The sequence below is a fragment of the Streptomyces thermocarboxydovorans genome, assembly GCF_039524635.1.
GTDB classification, from domain to species: domain Bacteria; phylum Actinomycetota; class Actinomycetes; order Streptomycetales; family Streptomycetaceae; genus Streptomyces; species Streptomyces thermocarboxydovorans.
In genome coordinates, this window is record NZ_BAAAGU010000001.1 from 1 (window position 1) to 21,242 (window position 21,242).

Below are 21,242 nucleotides of genomic sequence, written 5' to 3' on the forward strand. Positions count from 1 at the left end.
CACCGACAACGGCGGAATCTTCGGACCCGGACGACTCATACCGAACCAACGACGAATCTCCGACTCAGGTCACTAGCAACCTCAACCGGATCTTCATGGAGGCTCCGAAGGAGCTTGAGACCGACCGGCCCGCCGCCGAGGCGGTGCGGCGGTTCCTCTCCGGCAGGCGTCGTCGCTGGCCGAGCGACGAGGAGCTGCGCGAGGCGATCCGCTCCAAGCCCTTCTACTGGAGCGGCCGTCCTCCGCAGCGCGCCTTCATCCTGCGCCGTCTGGAGGAGAGTTACGACGCCTCCGAGCCCGTCGACTTCGCCAAGGCGGCCCTCACTGTGGAGCACATCCTCCCGCAGCGCCCCGCTCCCGAGTGGTTCGCCCTCCTCGCTGAGGAGACGGAGGAAAACCAGACGCCGCAGGAGCTGCACGACCTGCTGGTGCACACACTGGGCAATCTGACACTGACGGGTGACAACGCCAAGTTGTCCAATCACCCCTTCGAGCGCAAGCAACAGATCTTCGACTCCAGTGCCCTGCGCATGAACCTGGAGATCGCCTCGGCGCAGCGCTGGGGCAAGGCGGAGATCCTGGCGCGGGCCGACCGGCTGGCCGAACGCGCGATCAAGCTGTGGCCCGGACCTATCGGCGGGGTCAAGCCGGCCGGTGAGGACTCTCCGGGCTGGGCCGAACTGCGTGCCGCGCTCGTCGCGATGCCGAGCGGGACGTGGACCACGTACGGCGATGTCGCCGAGCTGATCGGCAGCCACCCCGTGGCCGTGGGCGCCTACCTGGGCTCCAACCCGACGGTGTTCGGCGCTTACCGGGTCCTCACGGCGGAGGGCAGGATCTCGCCCTCCTTCCGCTGGGCGGAGGGCGAGGACCGGCCGGCACCGCAGGACCTGCTGACGAGCGAGGGAGTGCGCTTCGACTCCTGGGGCCGGGCACATCGTTCACAACGCCTGAACGCCGCCGAGCTCGCCACCTTGCTGGGCAAGGACGTCGCACAGCAGGTGTCGTACGACCCTCTCCCCGAGGGTGAGGACTCGGCGGCGGCCGAACGCTTCCGATCGCAATTGAAACAGCACTGGCCGGAGGCGTACCCCGGCGTCCTCGCGGCCCTCGACTTCTGGCGCCGCCAGGGCGGTTACGTCACCTACGGCCGTTACGAGGAGACCAGCTGCTTCCCGATGCTGGACACCGGGACGAGCCGCAGCCCGCAGGTGCTCTGGCCGTTCGGGATCTACCCGGTGAGCGGTTCGGTCGAGGTGGTCTTCCAGTACCTGAAGTCCCGCACGCCCTTCGACGACACGGAACAGCGCCGGGAGCTGCTGAACCGTCTGAACAAGATCGACGGCATCGACCTGCCCGAGGCGAAGCTGGAGCTGCGCCCGTCCTTCCCGGTCACCGTTTTCGCCCAGCACAGTGAGCGGATCTGCGAGGTGCTGGACTGGTTCGTGGGTGCGGCGGCGCTGGAGCTGGCACGACGGGCCTGAACGCGGCCGGACATGCCGGAACTGGGGGGAGATGAACATGGAACTCTTGACCGACCTTGTACTGGTTCGCAACGACGGGATCCGCAGAGACAAGACAGGGACCACGTGCTCCGGCGAAATCTCCCGGGCCAGCACCGTCGAGTGGGAACTAAGGATCCCCGGCCGCCCCACGCTGACGATCCACGACAGCCGTTGGCTGAACGGCGAGCGGGATCTGGTGCTCTACAAGCCCACGGTGGTCCCCGAAATGCCCGCCACCCTCTCGAATCTGCACAACAGGCTGCGTTCGGGCATCTCCGGCACCGAAAAGCGCGGGGAACTGCGGATCATGGTGTTCCCCACCTACGTGGACAAGCAGGGCAGGCCACGGATCTGGAAGTCGCTGACGACAGCCGGCCTGGCGAACCATGTGGGACTGCGCCATCTCAGAACGCTGACCGCCCGAAAGGGAGTCTGGCTGGACAGAGCGTACGACCGGCCCGGTCTGCCTCCGGTCAACCTGAAGAACCCACAGGACGTGAAGCCTCTTCACGTCTGCTTCCGAGTGGCGCCTGTGCTGCGGCACATCCGCTGGCTGTCTCCGGACGATGACTGAGGGATGGGGGAGACCCTCCGCAGGGCGGTGACCAGGGCCAGGACGACAGCGCCGCCCATCGGCGCTTCCTCCTGGACGGCTGCCGAGGGCCCGCCACGACATGGCGGGCCCTGTCGGCGCTCATGGCCGTGCCACGGACGCGCCCCCTTGAACTCCTGCGTGCGCCCTCCCGTTTGACATGTCTCCGTCCCATACTGCGCGCAGTGGGCACGGCCCTTTCGTCGCAGGGCCGGGGGGCTTGGGGGGATGGCCATGGGTGACGCACGTCTTCAGTGGCTGCGGGAAGCCATTTCCGCCTTCGGCGCCGCATGCAAGCGGAACCTCACGGGCCCCGGTGACCGCGAGGCGGCCATCCGTGGCCCTATGGAGCAACTGTTCCACAGCATCGCCGCGCACCACGCGATGGTCGAGGTCACGTGGCACCCGGAGACCCGCATCGCCCACCTCGGGGTGCGCCCCGACTACGCCGTACGCATCGACGAGAACGTGACGGGCTACATCGAGGTCAAGCGGCCCGGCAAGAGCATCGACCCCGAGACCTTCACCGGTCACGACAAAAGACAGTGGGAACGGCTGCGCGACCTTCCGAACCTTCTCTACACCAACGGCACCCACTGGCGGCTCTTTCAGTACGGCACGCCGGTCGGCGAGGAGGTCGTGCTGTCGGGTGTCCTGAAGAGCGCCGGGGAGAAGCTGAGAGCCGGTGACGTCGCCGCCTTCGACGCTCTCGCCCAGGCCGTCCTCTGCTGGAAACCGCCGAAGATCAGGCGCGTCCCGGTGCTCGTCCAGCACATCGCCCCGCTGTGCCGCCTGTTGCGGGAAGCCGTACGGGAACAGCTGCGGGCCGAGGCCGGGTTCGACGCGGACCACGCCGAGCGCCCCTTCACCGGCCTCAGAAGCGACTGGCGCCGGCTCCTGTTCCCCACCGCCGACGACGCCACCTTCGCCGACGGCTACGCCCAGACGGTCACCTTCGCCCTGCTGCTGGCCCGTACGGAGAACATCCCGGTCACCGGCACCAGCTTCCACGAGATCGGCCGCCGCCTCAACGCCGGCCACGCCCTGATGGGCAAGGCCCTCCAGCTCCTCACCGACAACGTCAACGAACGGTTCGAGGTGACCTTGAACCTCCTCGCCCATACCGTCGACGCGGTCGAGTGGGACATCATCCGCCAGGACAACCGGGACGCCTACCTCCACCTGTACGAATCGTTCCTCTCCGTCTACGACGACACACTCCGGCAGCGCAGCGGTTCCTACTACACCCCGCACCAGGTGGTGGAGGAGATGGTCCGCCTGGCCGAGGAGGTGCTCCGCACCCGCCTGGGCAAGGCGCGCGGCTATGGCGACGAGACCGTGCACATCGTCGATCCCGCCATGGGCACCGGAACGTACCTTCACACCATCATCGACCGGGTGGCCCGGCAGGCGGCCGAGCGCTACGGCGAGGCCATGGCACCGGACGCCATCGGTGGGCTCACCGAGCGCCTGTATGGCTTCGAACTCCAGATGGGCCCCTTCGCCGTCGCCGAACTCCGCACGGCCGACCTGCTGAAGAAGTACGGGGCCGAGCTCCCGCCCGGCGGCCTCAACCTGCACGTCACGGACACGCTCGACGACCCGTACGTCCAGGAGGAGCAGCTCGCCTCGACCTACGCGGCGCTGTCGGTGTCACGTGCCCGCGCCAACCACGTCAAGGCCAACGTGCCCGTCACCGTGGTCATCTCGAACCCTCCGTACGACGACAAGGCGGAGAACCGGGGAGGTTGGATCGAGAAGCGGGTGAAGGGCCAGGGCCGCCCGCCCCTGGACGACTTCCGGTACCCGGGCAACGGCCGCTATGAGCACGCGCTGAAGAACATGTACGTCTATTTCTGGCGCTGGGCCACGTGGAAGGTGTTCGACGCCCACGCGGACGAGCGGCACGGCGTCGTCTGCTTCATCACCCCGTCAGCATTCGCCACCGGGCCCGCCGGGCGGGGTATGCGGGACTACCTGCGCCGCACCTGCGACGAGGGCTGGGTCATCAACCTCTCGCCGGAGGGACATCGTTCGGACGTGGCCACCCGGGTGTTCCCGCACGTCGCCCAGCCGTTGTCCATCGGCGTCTTCGTACGGCGCGCGGATCACAACCCCGACGTGCCCGCGCGCATCCATTACCGGGCGCTGCACGGGAGGCGGGCGGAGAAATTCGAGCAGCTTCGGCAGGTGCGGCTGGATGACGGGGGGTGGAAGGATGGGCACACCCAGGGGGCGCGGCCTTTCACGCCGGCGACTTTGTCGGGGTGGGATGAGTATCCGGCGCTGCAGGACTTGTTTCCCTGGGGCAGTCTTGGCATCACGACCAACCGGTCGTGGGTGGCTTCCCCTTCGGCGGGCGTGCTGCGGCGCCGGTGGGCAAGGCTGGTCGGTGAGCCGGGCCTCGAGGAAAAGGCCATCCTCTTCAAAGAGACCGACAGCCGCAGTCTTGGATCACGGCCTCCAAGTCTTCCCGGATTCCCACACCCCGACCGGGACATGCACAACGAGCCGCACAGCAGCCCACCGTTATTGCGGATCGGCCTGCGCAGCTTCGACCGCCAATGGCTCATCGCGGACAACCGGGTCATCGACCGACCGCGCACAGATCTGTGGGAAGCGCTACAGCCCGGGCAGTTATTCCTCAACCAGCAGAGCAGCCACGAGATCAGCAGCGGTCCCGCTCTGGTCGCGACCGCGTTGCTGCCCGACACCCACCACTTCAACGGCCGTGGCGGACGAGTGCACCCCGTTCTCCATCCGGACGGCAGCGCCAATGTCCCCAGCGGATTGCTCAGCTATCTAGCCGGCGTCCTGGATCTGTCCGGGGTGACCGTGCACGACCTCGCGGCCTACGCGGTGGCCGTCGCCGGGCACGGCGCCTTCACGGAGCACTTCGCCGAGGATCTCCTCACCCCGGGAGTCCGGCTCCCCCTCACCCGCGACCCGGACCTCTGGAAGGAGGCAGTCCGCCTCGGGCACGAGTTCTTGTGGGCGGCGACCTACGGTGAGCACAGCCCGCCCGGCGGAGCGCCGGCTCCTGAAGAGGACGGCGTCCGCTTTCCCCAGGGCGATCCACGGCAGGTGCGCTACGTGACCGGGATAGGCACCGAGATGCCCGACACCTTGGCGTACGAGGAGGCGACGACCACGCTGCGGGTGGGCCGGGGCGCCTTCACGGGCGTGCCGCCGACCGTGTGGACCTACGACGTCGGTGGCATGCCCGTCGTGAGGAAGTGGTTCGGCTACCGGAAGGCCTCCCCCACCAGCAGGAGGACCAGCCCGCTCGACGACATGCACGAACCGTCCTGGCCCCGGGAGTGGACGGAGGAGCTGATCGACCTGTTGTCCGTCCTCCGCTGGCTGGTCGACCTGGCACCCGCGCAGCAGGCCCTCACCGCGAAGATCGTGAGTTCTCCGGTCGTCACCGTCCAGGACCTCACCTCAGCGGGCGTTCTTCCTCCTCAGCCCGGGGCGAGCCGTGCACGGCGTCGTGTCGTCCTCGACTTCGGCCAGTCGGACGAGTCATGACGGGCCGGTGCCACCCGCTTCCCCTGTGCGGACGTAGGACTGCGCCTGCTCCAAGGTCCACGTTCCTTCGGCGAGCCTTTTCAGCGCGTGCCCGGCCAGCCGTGGCGCCGCGCCCCGGGACACAGTGTCGGCGAAGGAGGCCACCGCGCTCAGACGGGCCGTCAGCTCGTCGCACTCCGCCTCGCGCAGGACCGCGGCGCCGAGGGGCGTGAGCCGGAGGGCGCCGCGGTCGCCCCCGCGTTGTTCGACCAGCCCGGCCCACAGCAGCGTCGGCAAGGCGTCGCGGACCTCGGCCGTGTCGAGGTCCCGGGCGGCGTAGGACTCGGGTGACCTCTCGGGAGCCGGGAGGTCACACAGATCCAGTTCCCGCAACAGGTGTTGCTGAAGCGGCGACAGCTGGATGGTGGGGACGAGCATGACCCCAGTATGGCGCGCGGCGGGCCCCGTCACCGGCAGAGCCCGTACGGCGTTCCTGGACGGTTTCGCCGCCCTGCCCCCGCGTACTCCCCGCCGGACTCAGCCGTCCAGGCCGCCGCCCTCAGGGTCCTCGGCCTCGGGAGACGCGGACGTCCGCAACGCTCCCTCCTCGCGGAGCAGTCCCATGACGTCGATGGTGTCCTCGTCGTCGGGGCGTCTGGTCACCGTATGCCTGGTCGAGGTCCGCGGTCAGGTCGCCGCCCGACTTCTCGATCAGGAAACGCTCGCGGTACGCGTCCCGCGCCGCGACGGCCATCCGGTCGATGAGCAGGTAGCTCAGGCCCGCACCGACCGCCATGCCGGCGATGGGGACCACCTGACCGAGCTTCTTCTTCGTCAGCTGCTGGGCGAACTTCGCCGCGAAGGACTGGGTGATCCTGGTGAGTACCTTCTCGTTCAGCTTGGCCCACGGCGCGTTCCGTACCAGCAGCTGGGTCAGCTGGGACAGTTCGGCGTAAGCGGCTCCCTTGGCCGATGTGCCGGTGGACATGCCGAGAGCGATCACGGACATGACGAAGATTTCCTCTTCGGGATCGCTCGGGTCGTAACCGTAGGAGAGAGCGGATATGGCGCACAGCGCCGTGTGTCTCGAAGCGGAAGCGGAGCAGGTAGCCGTACTCGTCGTACAGCTCCTCCATGGTCTCCGGCTGGGCGGTGCCCGGACCGAAGACTCAGTCAAGGGTGGCCGCTTCGTTGGAGAGCCGCTGGCTGCCCGCTGCCATTCGGCGTGCGCGAGCCTGCTGAACTGGAAACGGACGTGCTGCCGTCGGGCGGTGCCGAAAGCCCGGACGGATCGCTGCCCTTGCTGTCGGCCCTCGTGGTGCTGAAGGACACCGGCTGGCCGTCCACCGGCTTCTTCAAGCTGGCCCGGCGCGCGCCCTACAAGCGGCAGGGTGACGACGTAGTGCTGTGGACCAGGGAGATCGAGAAGCTGGCGGAGCACTACGCCACTCGTTGACCGTTTCTCGACTGTTTCCTTCAGCCCGCGGGGTGGGTCTGCACCTCCGCCCAGACCGTCTTGGTGAACGCGTCGCGGACCGTCCATCCCCAGCGTGCGGCGTAGGCCTCGACGAGGAGCAGTCCCCTGCCCGACGTCTCGTCGACGGGTTGCGGCGCCGGCGGGCGGGTCGGCAGGCGGTCGGGGCGGCTGTCGGTCACCTCGATGCGGAGGGTGTGCGGCAGGAGGAGCAGGGCCAGGCGGAAGTCACGGCCGGGGAGCTTGCCGTGGCGGACGGCGTTGGCCGCGAGTTCGGCCGTGACGAGAGCGACGGTTCGGGCCGCTTCGGAGTCGTGCGGGAGGCCCGTCCACTCCGTGAACTGCTGGACGGCGAGCTGTCGGGCCAGGCGGGCGCCGCGTCTGGTGCTGCTGAATCGCAGGGTCAGGTGGTGGTGGGTGGGATCGGGTGCGGGAGTGGGCACCGACTGCGCCGTCTCGCCGGTGAGCTGATGTTGTGTCACGGGGGCAGGTTGGGGCGGCGAGTGATCCGCTGACCAGGTACCTCGGCCGTACGTCGGTGTCGTCGTACGGGGTGGGCGGCCGGTGCGCGGCTTTGCTGTACGGGTCTTGTACGGGTGCTGTACGCGTTGTGCTCGTGTCCCCTTCGCGGCAGGCCGCGTTGAACATGACCCAGTGGGTGGATGTCGCAGCGGGTGCACTTCGGGGCGGAAGGGCGTGAGCGTGAAGGCGGTACAGGACGGGCGCAACGGGCGGGCATCGAGGACGAGGGAAGAGGCGCCGGATCGGCCTGGGGTGTGGTCGGCGTACGGCGCACTCCTCCAGCATCTGCGGAAGCGGGCCGGGTTGAACCAGCAGCAGCTCGGGGACGCCATCGGCTACTCGATGGAGCAGGTCGCCTCGGTCGAGCAGGGGCGGCGGCCGGCGAAGGCGGCGTTCACGACGGCGGCGGACCGGGTGTTGGACGGGGGTGGTGTTCTGGAGGTCCTCCAGGATGAGGTGGACCGAGCGAAACTGCCGCGGTTCTTCAGGAACTTCGCGCTCATCGAGGCGGAGGTCGTCAACCGCTTCTCCTACGATCCGCTGCTGGTGCCGGGGCTGTTGCAGACGGAGGCGTACGCCCGCGCGGTGTTCGCCGGGCACTGCCCGCCGCTCAGCGAGGAGATCATCGACCAGCACACGGAGGCCCGGCTGAGCCGGCAGAAGCTGCTGACGCGGGTGCCGATGGCTGAGCTGTCGTTCGTCGTGAGTGAGGAGGCGCTGCGCGATCCGGTGGGCAGCCCTGATGTCATGCGTGAGCAGTGGCGACACCTGCTGGAGGTCAGCGCGCTGCGCAACGTGGAGGTACAGGTCATGCCCGCCGGCCGCGGGTTCCACCCGGGCAAGAACGGCCCGTTCGTGGTGGTTGAGTCACACGAACACAAGCTCCTCGGGTACTTCGAGTCCCAGGGGGTCGGGTGCGTTGTCACCAATCCTGCCGAGGTCAGTGCATTCTCCATGCGATATGGCAAGCTGCGATCGCAGGCCCTGAACGTCGAGGAGTCTGCACGGCTCATCGAGCGGATGTTGGGAGAGACGTGAGCGTGGAGCAGGTGACCGACAACGTGGACGGGCTGCACTGGTTCAAGAGCAGCTACAGCGGATCGGATGGCGGCGACTGCGTCGAGGTCGCCGCTGGCCTGGACGCCGTGTACGTACGGGACTCCAAGGCAGTCAGCGACGGGCCTGTGCTGCGGGTCGGCAGGGACGAGTGGGCGGCGTTCGTGGCGCTCGCGACGGAGTAGGCCGGTACGGGCCCTCGAGCTGAACGGCGGGCTCGCGCACGTCTCTTGCGGAGACCTGCGCGGGCCCGTGTCATGCCGTCGGCTCAGAACAGGGCGCCCTCGGCGCCCTCACCGAAATCCACACCACCTCGCGCGGCAAGCTGCTCCTTGCGCTTCCGCACCGCTTCGGGCGACGGCGGCGGCAGGTCGGGGTGCTTCTCCCGCGCCTTCTTGTCCGTCACGCCCTTGTGCAGCCCGAGGTGAACCTCGTCGGCATAAATTTGATGGTTCTTTTCCAGAAGTCTGCTCAAGACTTCCTCTCGTACCTCTGGGGAGAACGTGTAGCGCGCACCATGCCGACCTACACGACAGGCGTGGCCCAAACCCGACGCGATCAGGTCTTCCCACCCATAAAGCCTAACGACGCATTCGTCGATCCTCTTTTGCAGATTCCGAATGCCCAGCACATCAGAATCATTGCAAGTAACATCACCGATGAGCTGATAGAGGCTGGTCAGACCAATATTCCGCTCTTTCAGAGACTGCTTCACCTCACAGTCCAGAGCGGCACCTAGCTCCCTGAGCCCCTGCGACAATTCCGGCCGAGGGAAGGTATCAAATACGTCTGACGAGTTATACCTTGGATCCCCCTTGATAGTAGACCCATGCTTGATCGCCCACCAATAATGGACCGAACTACACAGGAGTGCGAACAGAGCTTCATCATCCTCCGCAATGACCACTACAGCATCGCTAAAGACCTGCCTAGCCGGAACTCGCACAGGAGTCAGAGTCTCACTGTGCCGGACTACAGCCATCACGGTTTCGAAGGGTTCAATCGCACGATAAAGATCGAGCGTCGGCCGCTTATACTGCCACCAAAATGTCCTCAGACGTTTGTCAGAGTGACCAATCCTGGAGGGCTTCACATCACGGACGACTTGCCGGAATGGCGCTTCGTAGGTCGCCGCCTCTTCCTCGCTCCAATCTCTGAAGTTGATTACGTAGCGATCCGCATCCAAAGATGGGCGCTGATTCAGCTCGCCGCCGAGATAAGGGAATAGAACGCGCTCGTTACGCGGATCAGCTTCCACCATCGACTGCGCGACGTCACGACTCAACGTGAATCCCATGCTATGAATGTACGTCCCATAGTAGGAAAGCCTGCCACTTTGCACGAGCGGAAATGGGTTACCCGCAACTCTACCCGCTGGATCCAGCGAAGCAGAAATCTCTTCCACTCGCACCCCGTCAGCAATCCGAGCCGCATCACTATTGACATCACCACAGGAGGTCCACACCACACAGTTCTCGACAGCAGCAGACTTGGTGATCCATTTCATACTCTTAATCGAGCGGCGAATAACAACTCCCCGGCTAACGATTTGATCGAGGCTCACCAGTCGCGTGCGTCCCTGGCTCAGTGTGTTGGTCGCGATTACGCCACTCTGCCCGCAAGAATTCAGCAAATGGTGCAACCTCAGAACAAAATATCCCACGAGGTCGCTGTTCCCAGTAACACCTCCGGCCACATAAGGAACAAGATATTCTCGGTAAGCACTCCCGTTGGCGCCGCTAATATCGGATCCCGCCAGGAAGGGTGGATTTCCCACAATCGCATCGAATCCACCCTTGAGTGAAAAGACCTCTGGGAAAACCAAAGGCCAATGCACCGGCCGTCGTTCCAGCGCCCCCTCCGGCAGCTCGACCTGCAGCCACTCCTCCGCCGTAGCCCGAGCCTTCCGCACCACCTCGGAGTCGTCCTCAACCCCATCCGCAACGATCTGCTGCACGATCCACGCAGCCCGTGGAAACAGATCTCGGACCCGCTCCCCGCCATCCTCCTCATACCAAGGCACCCGCCCCGAAGCACAAGTGGCCAGCGCAGCGCCCGCAATCAAATCCCCCACCAACCGCAGCCGCCGCGAGTGCCGGTTGACCTCCTCCAACCGCTCCCGCTTCTCCTGCAGCGCCGGCAGGTCCACGCCCTTGATCGCGGTGATCGCCAGTCGCTCCCGCGTGAGCTGGTCCACCAACTCCCGTGCCTGCTCGGCCAGGATGTCGGCCTGCTGCCCCGGCTTCATATGCACCGACTGGATCTGCTCCATGCTGCGCACGCCCAGCAACGAGTCCCCGCACACCAACCGGTCGTCGAGGAACGTAAAGGGCCGCCCCGGGTCCATCGACACCAACCACAGCGACAGCTTGGCCATCTCCACGGCCATGGGGTTGATGTCGACGCCGTACAGGCAGTGCTCGATGACCTGGCGCCGTGCCTCGATGACCACCGGGTCCTGCTCCGCGTCTGCCGCGGTCACCGCGTCCACGGCACGGCCCGCGCGGTAGGCCATCGCATCCGCGCGGCCCTCGGCCTCCCACGCCTCGATCAGACGGTCCGCCAGGTAGCGGCAGGCCGCCACGAGGAACGCCGCCGAACCCATCGCGATGTCCGCGACCTTGAGGTCCAGGATCTGGTCTGCCGACTTCAGACGCCACTGGTTCGTGTCCGCCGTCTGCAGCGGACCCGGCTCGTACACCAGGGGCTCCAGCGCGTGCAGGACGACTTCCTCCGCCAGGAAGCGGGGCGTGTAGTGCGTACCCGTGTTCTTGCGGAGGGACGACTCCGTCACGTACAGCGCGCCGTTGGGGATGACCATCGGCAGGCCGCGCAGGTCCTCCCGCAGGATGCCGATGAACGGCAGCAGTCGCTCGGTGAGTGCCGGGTCCTTCGTCACCGCGTTCAGCCGGCGGCGGGCCTCAGCGGCATCCTCCGCTGCCAGCGGGGCGAGCTTCTTCTCCAGCTGGCCGACCGTTGCCGGAGGCTTCGGGTCCTTCCACTTGTCGTGGATGGACTTCGCCAGCGTCTTCAGCGAGCCGCCCGCCTTCGCCGCCAGGGACTCCAGCTCGCGCAGCGGGACCTCGTGTTCCAGGCCGTCCGGGCCGATCAGGCCCACCATGTGCTCGGTGGCCCGGCGCCCGTCGAACGACAGCAGGCCCTCGTACACGTACCCGATCTGCTCGACGTCCAGCGCGCGGAAGCTGAGCATGCGCACCTCGCGCTGCTTGCCCTTGCCGACCCGGACTTCCTGCACGGCCTGGAGCATGTGCAGGACGGTGCGGTCGTCGATGGGGAGGAGCGGGGTGGTGCGCTCCAGCCACGGGTACTTGTCCGGGTCGAAGATGGAACCGTCGTAGGCGGGGAGGTGGAAGCCCGAGCGCGGGTGGTCCACTCCCCCGTGCACCGCGTGGAAGAGGGCGATCAGGCGGTGCCAGGCCGACGTCGTGTGCTCCAGCGACGTCTCGCCCTCCTCGTCCGCCCTCGCCTTGAGTTCGTCGCGCAGGAAGCGGGCCGAGTAGGACCGCGCGTACACCTCGTTGTCGGCGGGCAGCAGGCCCCGTTCCTCCGCGAACAGGAGGAAGACGATGCGCATCATGACCGCGACGGCGCCCCGGTAGACCTCGCCCGCCGGCACGCCGGAGGCGTGCAGGCCTGGTGCCCCGTTCTCGATGGCCCGGACGTCGGCCCGCCCGATGGCGTCCACCAGCAGCTCGACCGCCTGCCGGACCTGGATGCCCAGCGCCTCGGTGACGTCCTCGCCCGCCGCCAGGCTGGCCTTGAGCAATCCGACCAAGGTCTCGGCCTCGTCGTACTCGAAGAACCGGCGGCGGCGCAGCAGGGAGTGGAACGCGCGGACGACGTTCCGCTCCGCGGCCTCGTTCCAGCCGATGGCGTCGAAGACGGCCGTGGTCGTGACGCCGCCGACCGGAGCCCAGACCAGGCACCACCAGCGGCCGTCGGTGACCAGGCCCAGCGGTACGCCGTGGTGGCGCAGGAGGCGGGCCAGTCGGTCGGCGGGGGCGGCGGACCAGTCGCCGCCACCGCCGGCGCGGGCCGTGGGCGCCGTACCGGCGGGGAGCCTCATGCCAAGGAGTCGTACCCGCTTGGCGGCCGACTCGACGTCCGGCTCGGTCGCCAGGTCCGCGCCGGGTTCGACCAGCGCGAAGTCGGGGCGGACCTCGGTGTTGTGCTCCGCGACGCGCAGGGTGAGGCGGTCCAGGCCGAAGTGCTCCGAGTCGCCCGCACGGAACACCAGCGCGTCGTCCCACTCCAGCAGGCGGCCGAGGATGTACGCCACCCACTCGTCGCGGCCGGCGGTCGGGTCCGTCTGCCAGTCGGCGTGGCGGGCGCGCAGCCTCGCCCGCTCGTCCTTCTCCAGGGCGTCCAGCTGGGGCCAGGCGCGCAGCAGGACCGGCATGGTCAGGAAGGGGCCGGAGACCTCGGTCAGGTCCAGCCACTCCTGGTGCTGGCGGCGGCCGTCGGTGGCCTGGGCCTTGGCTGCGGCTGCTCCACGGCTCATGGTGCGGCGGGGGCTCATCGGCGGGCTTCCTTTGCGGGGATCACGAAGACGACGGCGGCGGGGAAGAGGTGGGAGCGGGGCTCGCGGTAGCGGGCGGCGATGGCGGCGAGTTCGCGTTCGCGTTCGGCGGGGAGGCCGTCGAGGCGTTCCTGCCAGCGGCGGCGGTCGTCCTCGAACTGGCGGCGCTCGTGGCCGGTCAGCTCGTGGGTCGACAGCAGGGCCAGCTGCTCGCCCTCCTCCTCGCCCTCTTCCTTGAGCTTGGCGCGCAGGGTGGCCTCGAAGCGGTCCAGGGTGGCCGTGATGCGGCGTTCCTCCTCCGCCCGGCGGTCGGCGAGCCTGCTCTCCAGCTGGCGGCCGCGTTCACCGGCCCTGGCCTCCAGGGCGCGGTAGAGGGGGTCGCGGAGTCTCGGCCAGGCCTGCGTCAGCTCCTTGCGGAGGTGCGGGGCCGCCTCGATGCCCTCGGTGAGCGCCTGGGACAGGACCCTGCCCTGTTCGCCGACGGACTCCCAGCGGCGGAAGCGGCCGGTGTCGCCGAACCAGCCGCCCGCGTAGAGGACTTCCTCGTGCAGACGGGTGCCGTCGGTGCCGACGAGGACGTAGCGCGCGTACGCGGAGACCAGGGTGGTCGTCACGGCCGGGTCGTCCGAGACGACCGCGGTGACGCGGCTGAGGCCGATCGAGTCGGCGTTCCACACGGCTGCCGTCAGCAGTCGTGTGGAGAGGGCAACCAGGGGGTGCTTGAGGTGGGCGAGGACCACGTCGTCCTTGGCCTGCGCGGCCACCGCCGGGGAGAAGGTGAGGGGGCGCTGTTCGCCCTCGCGGAGCTTGTGCGCGAGGCCGCGGGTCGCCCGCTCCCAGCTGCCCGACAGGGGCTGGACCTCGAACAGGTCGCCCGGCTCGAAGTCCTCGGCCCGGTAGTCGGACGGCAGGAGCGGAGGCTGGTGGTCCAGGGCCAGGGCGGTGTCGACGACGCGCTTGATGTTCGCCGGCGTCAGACCGAGCGCGGTCACGGTCTCTTCGTACTGGTCGGCGAGCCGCTTCGTCTGCGCGGTGACGTTCTGCTCGGGCGCCACCTCGCCGCCGGTGCGGCGGCCCTTGATCGGCTTGGGCCTGGCGTGCTCGATGTCGACCGGTGCGGTGTCGCCCGTCATGCGGCGCTGGACGGCGTCGGCGAGGACGGCGTTGACGGAGCCGAGGTCGTGCTCCATGCGCGCGACCTTCTTGGCCACGCGGGAGAGGAACTCCAGGTCGGCCTCGTAGGAGCCGGCCTGGGCCTGCTGCCAGCCGGCGCCGATGAAGTGGGTGATCTCGGGGTCGTTCTTCTGGCCCCAGCGGTCGATGCGGCCGATGCGCTGTTCGAGCTTGTTGGGGTTGAAGGGGATGTCGTAGTTGATCAGGCGGTGGCAGTGGTTCTGGAGGTCGATGCCCTCGCCGGCGGCGTCGGTGGCCAGGAGGATGCGGACCCTGCCCTCCTCGCGGGACGGGTCGGCCTGGAAGCCGAGGCGGATGCGCTCGCGGTCCGCGGCCGACAGGCCGCCGTGCAGGCGCTCGACCCGGCCGCCGTCGGTGAGCTGCTCCTGCTGGAGGAGGTCGTGCAGCCACTCCTGTGTGTCGCGGTACTCGGTGAACACCACGACGCGTTCGTTGGTCCACCGCTTGCCGTCGGGGCGGCAGATGGCCTTGAGCTCGCGGATCAGGGCCTCCGCCTTGGAGTCGGGTGCCGCCTCGTGGGTGAGGGCCCAGCGCTCCATCTGCTGGAGCAGGCCCAGTTCCCGGCCGTCCTCCGCCGGCGTGAGCGAGGTGGAGCGGGTCAGCGCGTCGTCCTCGGCATCGACCAGGCCGGTGTCGTCGAGGTCGGCGACAAGGTCGGCGAACTCCTCCAGCCACTCGGGGACTTCGGCCGCGGCCGAGCGGCCCCGTGCGGGGCCGGTGTCCTCCAGGTGGGACAGGTAGACCTGGACGGTGTGCAGGAAGGCCGCCGGGGAGGAGAACAGACGCTTCTTCAGCAGCAGGGTCACCAGGTCGGCGGCGCGGCGCCCGCCCCGGGCCTGAGGCGTCAGCTTCTTGCGGCGCAGCTCGGCGAACTCGCCGAGCAGACCGTGGATCTCGCGCTCCTGCGGGGTGTACTCGACCGGGAGTTCGCGGGTCCTGCGGGTACGGAAGCGGGGCGTGCCGTCCGCGTTGGTCACCGTCGACTTCAGGCGGCGTACGACGGTGTCCTTGAGCGCTTCCTTGTCGGGGTCGACTCCGCGTGCGAACCGCTGGTCGTCGATCAGTTCCAGGAGCGCCGTGTAGGACTCGGGGTAGCCGTTGTGCGGGGTGGCCGAGAGGAACAGGCGGTGCTCGAAGTGCGGGACGAGCCGCCGGATCAGCTTGGTCTGCTGGGAGTCGACGGCGTACACCTGCTTGGGCGCGGCGGGCGCCACGTGGTGGGCCTCGTCGAGGACGAGCAGGTCGAAGAAGCGCTTGTGCTCGCCGTCGGGGCTCTCCTCGGGGGCGCCGATGACCTCGTCGAGGAGGCGCTGGGCCTTCTGGCCGCGCAGCCAGGGCAGGGAGACGATGGTGAGCGGGTGGACGCGGAAGGGGTTCGCCGCCGTGCCGTGGGTGCGGCGCAGGCGGGCGCAGTGCTCGGAGTCGACGATGGTGAACTCCAGGCCGAACTTCTCGGCCATCTCGTCACGCCACTTGAGGGTGAGGCCGGCCGGGCAGACGACCATGACGCGGCGGGCCCGTCCGCGCAGCAGCAGCTCCTGGACGACGAGGCCGGCCTCGATGGTCTTGCCGAGGCCGACGTCGTCGGCGAGGAGGAGGTTGACGCGGGGTGCGCCCACGGCGCGGGAGACCGGCTCCAGCTGGTACGGCTCGACGGCGACGCCGGAGCGGAAGGGGGCCTGGAGCGTTTTCGCGTCAGCGGAGGCCACGGCGGACCAGCGCACGGCGTCGAGGAACGCGGCCAGGCGGTTCGGGGGGTCGTAGGTGCCGGTGGAGGCGTCGGGGAGCGAGCCGGCGGGCAGCACCCGGCGGCCGGGCTCGACCTCCCAGATCACGGAGAGGGTGTCACCGAAGCGGCCGTCCGCCACGGACTGGAGGTGGACCAGGGTGGCCGGGCGGCGGTTGTCGTGGCCGTCTGGGGCGGGCGGGGACGGCTCGACACGGGCGACCACCCAGGACTGCCCGCGCACCTCGACCAGGTTGCCTTCTTCGGGGAGTCTCTCCGTTCCGGTCCGCTTGGTCTCGCGCTGCGCTGCTGGCGTCATGGGTGCTGTTCCCCTCGCTGTTCTCCGCCGCCGTCCGTAGACAGTTTCCTGTCTCCCCTCCGGAACGACGTGACCGCAGGCTAACACGACGTGTTCACTGTGAACAGAGATTACAAAAGTTCGCTCGGGCGCCGGCTCAGGCCATACGGCGCAGCCGCTCCAGAAGTGCCCGGCTGCGCCCTGGCCCGCCGTCCCTGGCGGACAGGACGCGGTCCTCTTCGTCTGCGAGGCGACGCAGCAGCTCCTCGGCGGCATGCCGCTCGCCGGTGCGAACCAGCAGAACGGCTATCTCATAGCGGGTATCGATCACCGCGGGGTGTCCCGGCCCGAGCAGGCTGCGCTGCTCCGCGAGGACCGACCTCAGTTCGTCCAGGGCCTCACGGGTGCGTCCGAGCGCGCCGATGCACAGGGCGGCTCCGGCCCGGGCGGTGAGGGCGCTCGCGCGGTCGAGGCCGCCGTTGGCCAACAGCTCCTGGTACTCCTCCAGGGCGCGGGCCGGACGGCCCGCTCGGCGCAGGGCCTCGATCTCGGACAGCCGGGGATGGGCGGGGATCTCCTCGGCGACGGGAGCCGGCCCGGGCGCCCATGCGGCGAGCAGGGCGGCCACTTCCGCGGCGGAGGCGGGCCGGTCCTCGGGCTTCTTCTCCAGCAGCCGCTCGACCAGCGCCCGCAGGCCGTCCGGGACATTGGGGCGGCGGTCGGTGAGCGGCGGGACGGGCTCGTTGGCGTGCCGGTGGTACAGCATGAAAGGGCTGCCGTCGGTGAACGGCGGTGCTCCGGTGAGCAACTCGTACAGGACACAGCCCAGCGAATAGAGGTCACTGGCGGGCACGGTCCGGCCGACGGCCTGTTCGGGCGCCATATAGACGACGGTGCCGGGGGTGGCGTTGGAGGCGGTGAAGCGGGTTTCCCCGGGGTGGGGCTCCAGCGCGGCGGCGACTCCGAAGTCGAGGACCTTGATCGCACCTTCAGGCGTGATCATCAGGTTGGACGGTTTGAGGTCACGGTGCACCACGCCCTGGCCGTGGGCGTAGGACAGCACCTCGGCCGTGCGGCGGGCGACGTCCGCGGCCTGCTCGACGGGGAGCGGGCCGCCGTTCTTGAGGACCAGGTCCAGTGCGCGCCCCGGAACCAGGTCCATGACCAGGTACAGCTCGCCCTCATGGGTGCCGTGGTCGTGAACAGCGGGGATACCGGCGTGGCGCAGGCGGCTGGTCAGGCGGACCTCACGCAGGAAACGGCGTTCCAGTGTGGTGAGTTCGGGCCCGCGGTCGCGGCGTGCGAGTACCTTGACGGCGACCTCTCGATGGTGGTCGCGGTCATGGGCCGCCCAGACGACCCCCATGCCGCCCCGGCCCAGCTCGCGCGTGAGCTCGTACCGTCCAAGGCTTCGCCGCATCGCGCCCCGCCCCCACTTCCAGCGCCCGCCGCGCCCGCCACCTCATGACGGCCGGGAACGCACGCCGCCCGGCCGACGAGAGCATTTTGTCACCGGCGCGGCACGCCTGTGCCCCATGTGGCCAGAAAGGTGGGTGTTGCAAGCACCTCTCAGCTCCGCCCCGGATCGCACCGGAGGGCTTCACAGGGGCAACGGCCCTTGCGGGACGAGGAAGGGGCGACAGGGGTCCTCGGGCACAGTACGCCTGACTGCCAGCTCGGGGCGCGAGTGCGGCAGGTGGGGCGCCAGGGCCGCGTACACCTCTGCCGCGGAGGAGGGGCGGTAGTCCGGCTGCTTGGCGAGCAGGGCCGTGATCAGGTCCTGGAGGTCGTCGGGCACCTCGACCCCCGCGTCGGCGACGAGAGGCGGGGGTGTGGCGAGATGGTGTGACGCGAGGAGCGCCGGCTGATGGGTCGGGAAGGGAGGCGTCCCTGTGAGCATGTGGTGCAGCAGGCATCCCACGGCGTACAGGTCACTGCGGCCGTCGAGCCGGCCCCGGCCCTCCAGGAGCTCGGGAGAGGCACAGAAGAGGTTGCCGACTCCCTCGCCGGTCGCCGTGAGACGCGGGTCCGCGTCACTGAGCAGCTTGACGAGCCCGAAGTCCAGGATCTTCACGATCCCGTCGCGCCGGATCATGATGTTCTGCGTCTTCAGGTCCCGGTGGACGAAACCGGCCTCATGGACCGCGGACAGTCCCGCGCAGATCTGTGCGCCGACGGAGGCCGCGGAGGGGACGTCGAACCGCCCGTCGTCGTACTGGTCGAAGAGGTACTCGAGGGTGGTGCCCTCGATCAGTTCCATCACCAGGCAATAGGTGTCGTCCGTGAGCGACGCGTCGAAAACGGTGGCGACGTTGGCATGGTTCAGCCGTGCGGCCGCCCTCGTCTCACGGTGGAAGCGCGCCAGGGCCGCGTCGCGGCCGCTCGGCACGGCCAGCAGCTCGGTGGCGACGGTCTTCACCGCGACGGGCCGGTCGAGGGGCAGGTCGACACCCCGCCACACCTGCCCCATCACACCTCGGCCCAGGACCGACTCCAGCCGATAACGGTCGCAGAGCACCATTCCCGGCGCTGGAGTCGGCATCTTCCTTGACCTCCACATTCTCTGCACATCACGGCGGAACGAGGACTCTGTGAACAAAGTCAATAAGCGTAGTAGCCTCTCATTACTACGGCAGCTGGGACGCCGACCTGCCCAGCCGGCCAAGTACCTCGGAGACTGATCGATGACTAGCCCGGACGTCGTACCCGTCAGCCTGGCCGAGATCGCCCGGATCGCCGGCGTCGGGCGAGCCGCAGTGAGCAACTGGCGGCGCCGCCACGATTCCTTCCCCGCCCGTATCGGGGGCACCGACGTCAGCCCGCAGTTCTCCCTCGCCGAGGTCGAGCAGTGGCTTCGGGACAACGGCAAGCTCGACGACATCGGCCGCAAGGAGCTCATCTGGCCGCGTTTCGAGGCACTCGGCAGCCGTAACGAATCGGGGCTGGCCGTGGCCGAGGCGGCCCGCCGTATGCGTTCCCCCGGGGCCCGGATCACTCATCCGGAACTGTCCGCGCAGGCTCGTGAACTGGTGTCCGAGGCGGGGAGGCTGGGACGGGAGGAGGGTCCGCGCGAGACCTTCGAGTTCTTGCTGCAACGGTGGCTGGAGACCCATGTCCGGCAGCTCAGCACCACGCCACCGCCCCTCGCCGCACTGATGGTCCGGATCGCCCTCGCAGTCCGTCTCGGTTCCGAGGACGGCGGACTGACAGTCCTCGATCCGGCCTGCGGCACGGGACACCTGGCTGCCGCGGCCGCGCAGGAGTACGACGGCACGGGACTCGAACTGCTCGCGTGCGAGCGGGACGAGGCACTTGCCGCGCTGGCCTCCGCCCGGCTCGGCTTCCTCACGGCGGACCGTGACATCCGTACGCGGATCGTCATGGCCGACTCGCTGCGCGACGACCCCTTCGGCGGCACGCAAGCAGACATCGCGGTGTGCAATCCGCCCTTCAACGAGCGGGACTGGGGATACGAGGAACTCGCCACCGACCAGCGCTGGACCCATGGGCTCCCTCCCCGGACCGAGCCCGAGCTCGCCTGGGTGCAGCACCTCCTCGCTCACCTCAGGCCCGGCGGTGCCGCCGTGGTCCTCCTTCCCCCGGCCGTCGCGTCACGCAAGGCGGGCCGCCGCATCCGGGGCTCCCTGCTGCGTACCGGGGCGCTACGGGCCGTTGTGTCGCTGCCCCCGGGCAGCGCGCAGCCGCACAGCGTGTCCCTGCAGTTGTGGATCCTCAGAGCGGCGGCGGACGGCCCGACGGCCGCTCCCCCGAGCCAGGACGCGCTCCTGGTGGACGCCACACGCTTCGCACGGCCGGGGACACGCGAGCCGAGCCCGGACTGGGATGCTCTCGGTTCGTTCGTCCTCGCCGCACTGGCGACCCTCGACGACCCCGACAAGGAGCCCCCGGAGGGAGCCGCTCGTGTTCCCCTGCTCGACCTCCTGGACGACGTGGTGGATGTCACCCCGGGGCGTCATACCGCCTCCATGCCGGAGTCGTGCCCGAAGAAACTCGCGGCGCGATGGGGTGAGTTCACATCGCTGCTGACCGATCTCGCGGATCAGGCACGGCATCTGTCCGCTCTCGACGTCGAGACCGGCACCCAGCAGGCCATGACGACCCTTGGAGACCTGGTCAAGGCGGGCGCGCTGACGCTGCGGGCCGGCCAGCAGCCCCCGGAGTCGACGGCGCCGATCCGTGGCGCCACCGTGCCGTTCCTCACCGTCGCCGACCTCCTGCACGACGGCACGCCGGGCCAGGTCCTGCCCACCGAATCGGCGCAGGCCGTCGCCGAGGAAGGTGACGTCGTGGTCGCCGGAGTGATCCGGGCGTTCCGGGCCTGGGTGCACCAGGGGCCGCCGATGGCCGTCGGCCCGCAGCTCTACGTCCTGCGGGTGGACCCGGAGAAGCTGGACGCCCACTTCCTCGCCGGTTGCCTGCGCGCGCCGGCCAACGGGCGCCAGGCGGGCACCCATGCTTCCAGCTCGTCCCGGGTCGACATCCGGCGTCTCCAAGTCCTCCAGCTTCCCCTGGAGAAGCAGGTGGCGTATGCGGAGACGTTCCGCCGCCTCAGCGCATTCGAGGCACTGCTCACCACGGCCGACGGTCTGGGCAAGGCACTGGCGGGCGACGTGAACGACCATGTGGCAGCCGGAGGCCTGACCGCCTGACGTGGCGGTGTTCAGCCGCAGATCGAGACTGCAGCGCTCACCGGACGCGTTCGCCGCTTGTGCGATCGGGGCAGTCACGGGCCGCGACGCTCGAACAACGGCATCGCCGACGCGGTGCGCCGACTCCATGGTCACTTATCGTGCATACCGTCGCA

14 protein-coding genes are annotated in these 21,242 nt (G+C 68.9%); 7 read left to right on the forward strand and 7 right to left on the reverse strand.

Annotated features, from left to right (window positions below):
* The first annotated feature begins 95 nt into the window (after positions 1-95).
* The 3 genes from ABD198_RS00005 to ABD198_RS00015 all read left to right on the forward strand — a co-directional run bounded on the left by ABD198_RS00005 (position 96) and on the right by ABD198_RS00015 (position 5,628).
* Positions 96-1,484 (forward strand): GmrSD restriction endonuclease domain-containing protein, encoded by a 1,389-nt coding sequence (locus tag ABD198_RS00005; protein WP_343997156.1) that lies wholly within the window; start codon positions 96-98, stop codon positions 1,482-1,484.
* Between the two features lie 37 nt (positions 1,485-1,521).
* Positions 1,522-2,079 carry a hypothetical protein gene (locus ABD198_RS00010; protein ID WP_343997157.1) on the forward strand — a complete coding sequence of 186 codons (558 nt, stop codon included), beginning with the start codon at positions 1,522-1,524 and terminating at the stop codon, positions 2,077-2,079.
* 363 nt (positions 2,080-2,442) lie between these two features.
* Positions 2,443-5,628: a type ISP restriction/modification enzyme gene (locus ABD198_RS00015; RefSeq protein ID WP_343997158.1), complete on the forward strand. Its 3,186-nt coding sequence runs from the start codon at positions 2,443-2,445 to the stop codon at positions 5,626-5,628.
* Here ABD198_RS00015 and ABD198_RS00020 read toward each other — a convergent pair.
* A complete protein-coding gene (locus ABD198_RS00020) occupies positions 5,623-6,045 on the reverse strand; it encodes a hypothetical protein (RefSeq protein ID WP_343997159.1) in 423 nt (140 codons plus the stop codon). The two genes, ABD198_RS00015 and ABD198_RS00020, sit on opposite strands and share 6 nt — an antisense overlap.
* Positions 6,046-6,166: 121 nt before the next feature.
* On the reverse strand, positions 6,167-6,616 hold the full coding sequence (locus tag ABD198_RS00025) for an EcsC family protein (RefSeq protein ID WP_343997161.1): 450 nt from the start codon (positions 6,614-6,616) through the stop codon (positions 6,167-6,169).
* Positions 6,617-6,907: 291 nt separating this feature from the next.
* Between ABD198_RS00025 and ABD198_RS00030 the strand changes: the two genes are divergently transcribed.
* Positions 6,908-7,063 carry a hypothetical protein gene (locus ABD198_RS00030; protein WP_343997162.1) on the forward strand — a complete coding sequence of 52 codons (156 nt, stop codon included), beginning with the start codon at positions 6,908-6,910 and terminating at the stop codon, positions 7,061-7,063.
* A gap of 20 nt (positions 7,064-7,083) precedes the next feature.
* Here the strand turns inward: ABD198_RS00030 and ABD198_RS00035 are convergent, their stop codons facing one another.
* Positions 7,084-7,524, reverse strand: coding sequence for an ATP-binding protein (locus ABD198_RS00035; protein WP_343997333.1), 441 nt, complete (start codon positions 7,522-7,524; stop codon positions 7,084-7,086).
* Positions 7,525-7,783: 259 nt separating this feature from the next.
* Between ABD198_RS00035 and ABD198_RS00040 the strand changes: the two genes are divergently transcribed.
* Together ABD198_RS00040 and ABD198_RS00045 are read left to right on the forward strand one after the other, a co-directional pair.
* Positions 7,784-8,641 carry a helix-turn-helix domain-containing protein gene (locus tag ABD198_RS00040; protein ID WP_343997334.1) on the forward strand — a complete coding sequence of 286 codons (858 nt, stop codon included), beginning with the start codon at positions 7,784-7,786 and terminating at the stop codon, positions 8,639-8,641.
* The gene (locus ABD198_RS00045; protein WP_343997163.1) at positions 8,638-8,844 is read left to right on the forward strand and encodes a DUF397 domain-containing protein; all 207 of its coding nucleotides are present in this window, start codon (positions 8,638-8,640) and stop codon (positions 8,842-8,844) included. Before ABD198_RS00040 ends, ABD198_RS00045 begins: the two co-directional genes overlap by 4 nt.
* A gap of 83 nt (positions 8,845-8,927) precedes the next feature.
* Here the strand turns inward: ABD198_RS00045 and ABD198_RS00050 are convergent, their stop codons facing one another.
* The 4 genes from ABD198_RS00050 to ABD198_RS00065 all read right to left on the reverse strand — a co-directional run bounded on the left by ABD198_RS00050 (position 8,928) and on the right by ABD198_RS00065 (position 18,959).
* Entirely contained in the window at positions 8,928-13,199 is a 4,272-nt protein-coding gene (locus tag ABD198_RS00050) for an Eco57I restriction-modification methylase domain-containing protein (protein WP_343997164.1), read from the reverse strand.
* Positions 13,196-16,438 (reverse strand): DISARM system SNF2-like helicase DrmD, encoded by a 3,243-nt coding sequence (gene drmD, locus ABD198_RS00055; RefSeq protein WP_343997165.1) that lies wholly within the window; start codon positions 16,436-16,438, stop codon positions 13,196-13,198. Before drmD ends, ABD198_RS00050 begins: the two co-directional genes overlap by 4 nt.
* 136 nt (positions 16,439-16,574) lie before the next feature.
* Entirely contained in the window at positions 16,575-17,837 is a 1,263-nt protein-coding gene (locus ABD198_RS00060) for a serine/threonine-protein kinase (protein ID WP_343997166.1), read from the reverse strand.
* Between the two features lie 180 nt (positions 17,838-18,017).
* Positions 18,018-18,959 carry a serine/threonine-protein kinase gene (locus tag ABD198_RS00065; RefSeq protein ID WP_343997167.1) on the reverse strand — a complete coding sequence of 314 codons (942 nt, stop codon included), beginning with the start codon at positions 18,957-18,959 and terminating at the stop codon, positions 18,018-18,020.
* Positions 18,960-19,101: 142 nt separating this feature from the next.
* Between ABD198_RS00065 and ABD198_RS00070 the strand changes: the two genes are divergently transcribed.
* The gene (locus tag ABD198_RS00070; RefSeq protein ID WP_343997168.1) at positions 19,102-21,087 is read left to right on the forward strand and encodes an N-6 DNA methylase; all 1,986 of its coding nucleotides are present in this window, start codon (positions 19,102-19,104) and stop codon (positions 21,085-21,087) included.
* Positions 21,088-21,242 lie beyond the last annotated feature (155 nt).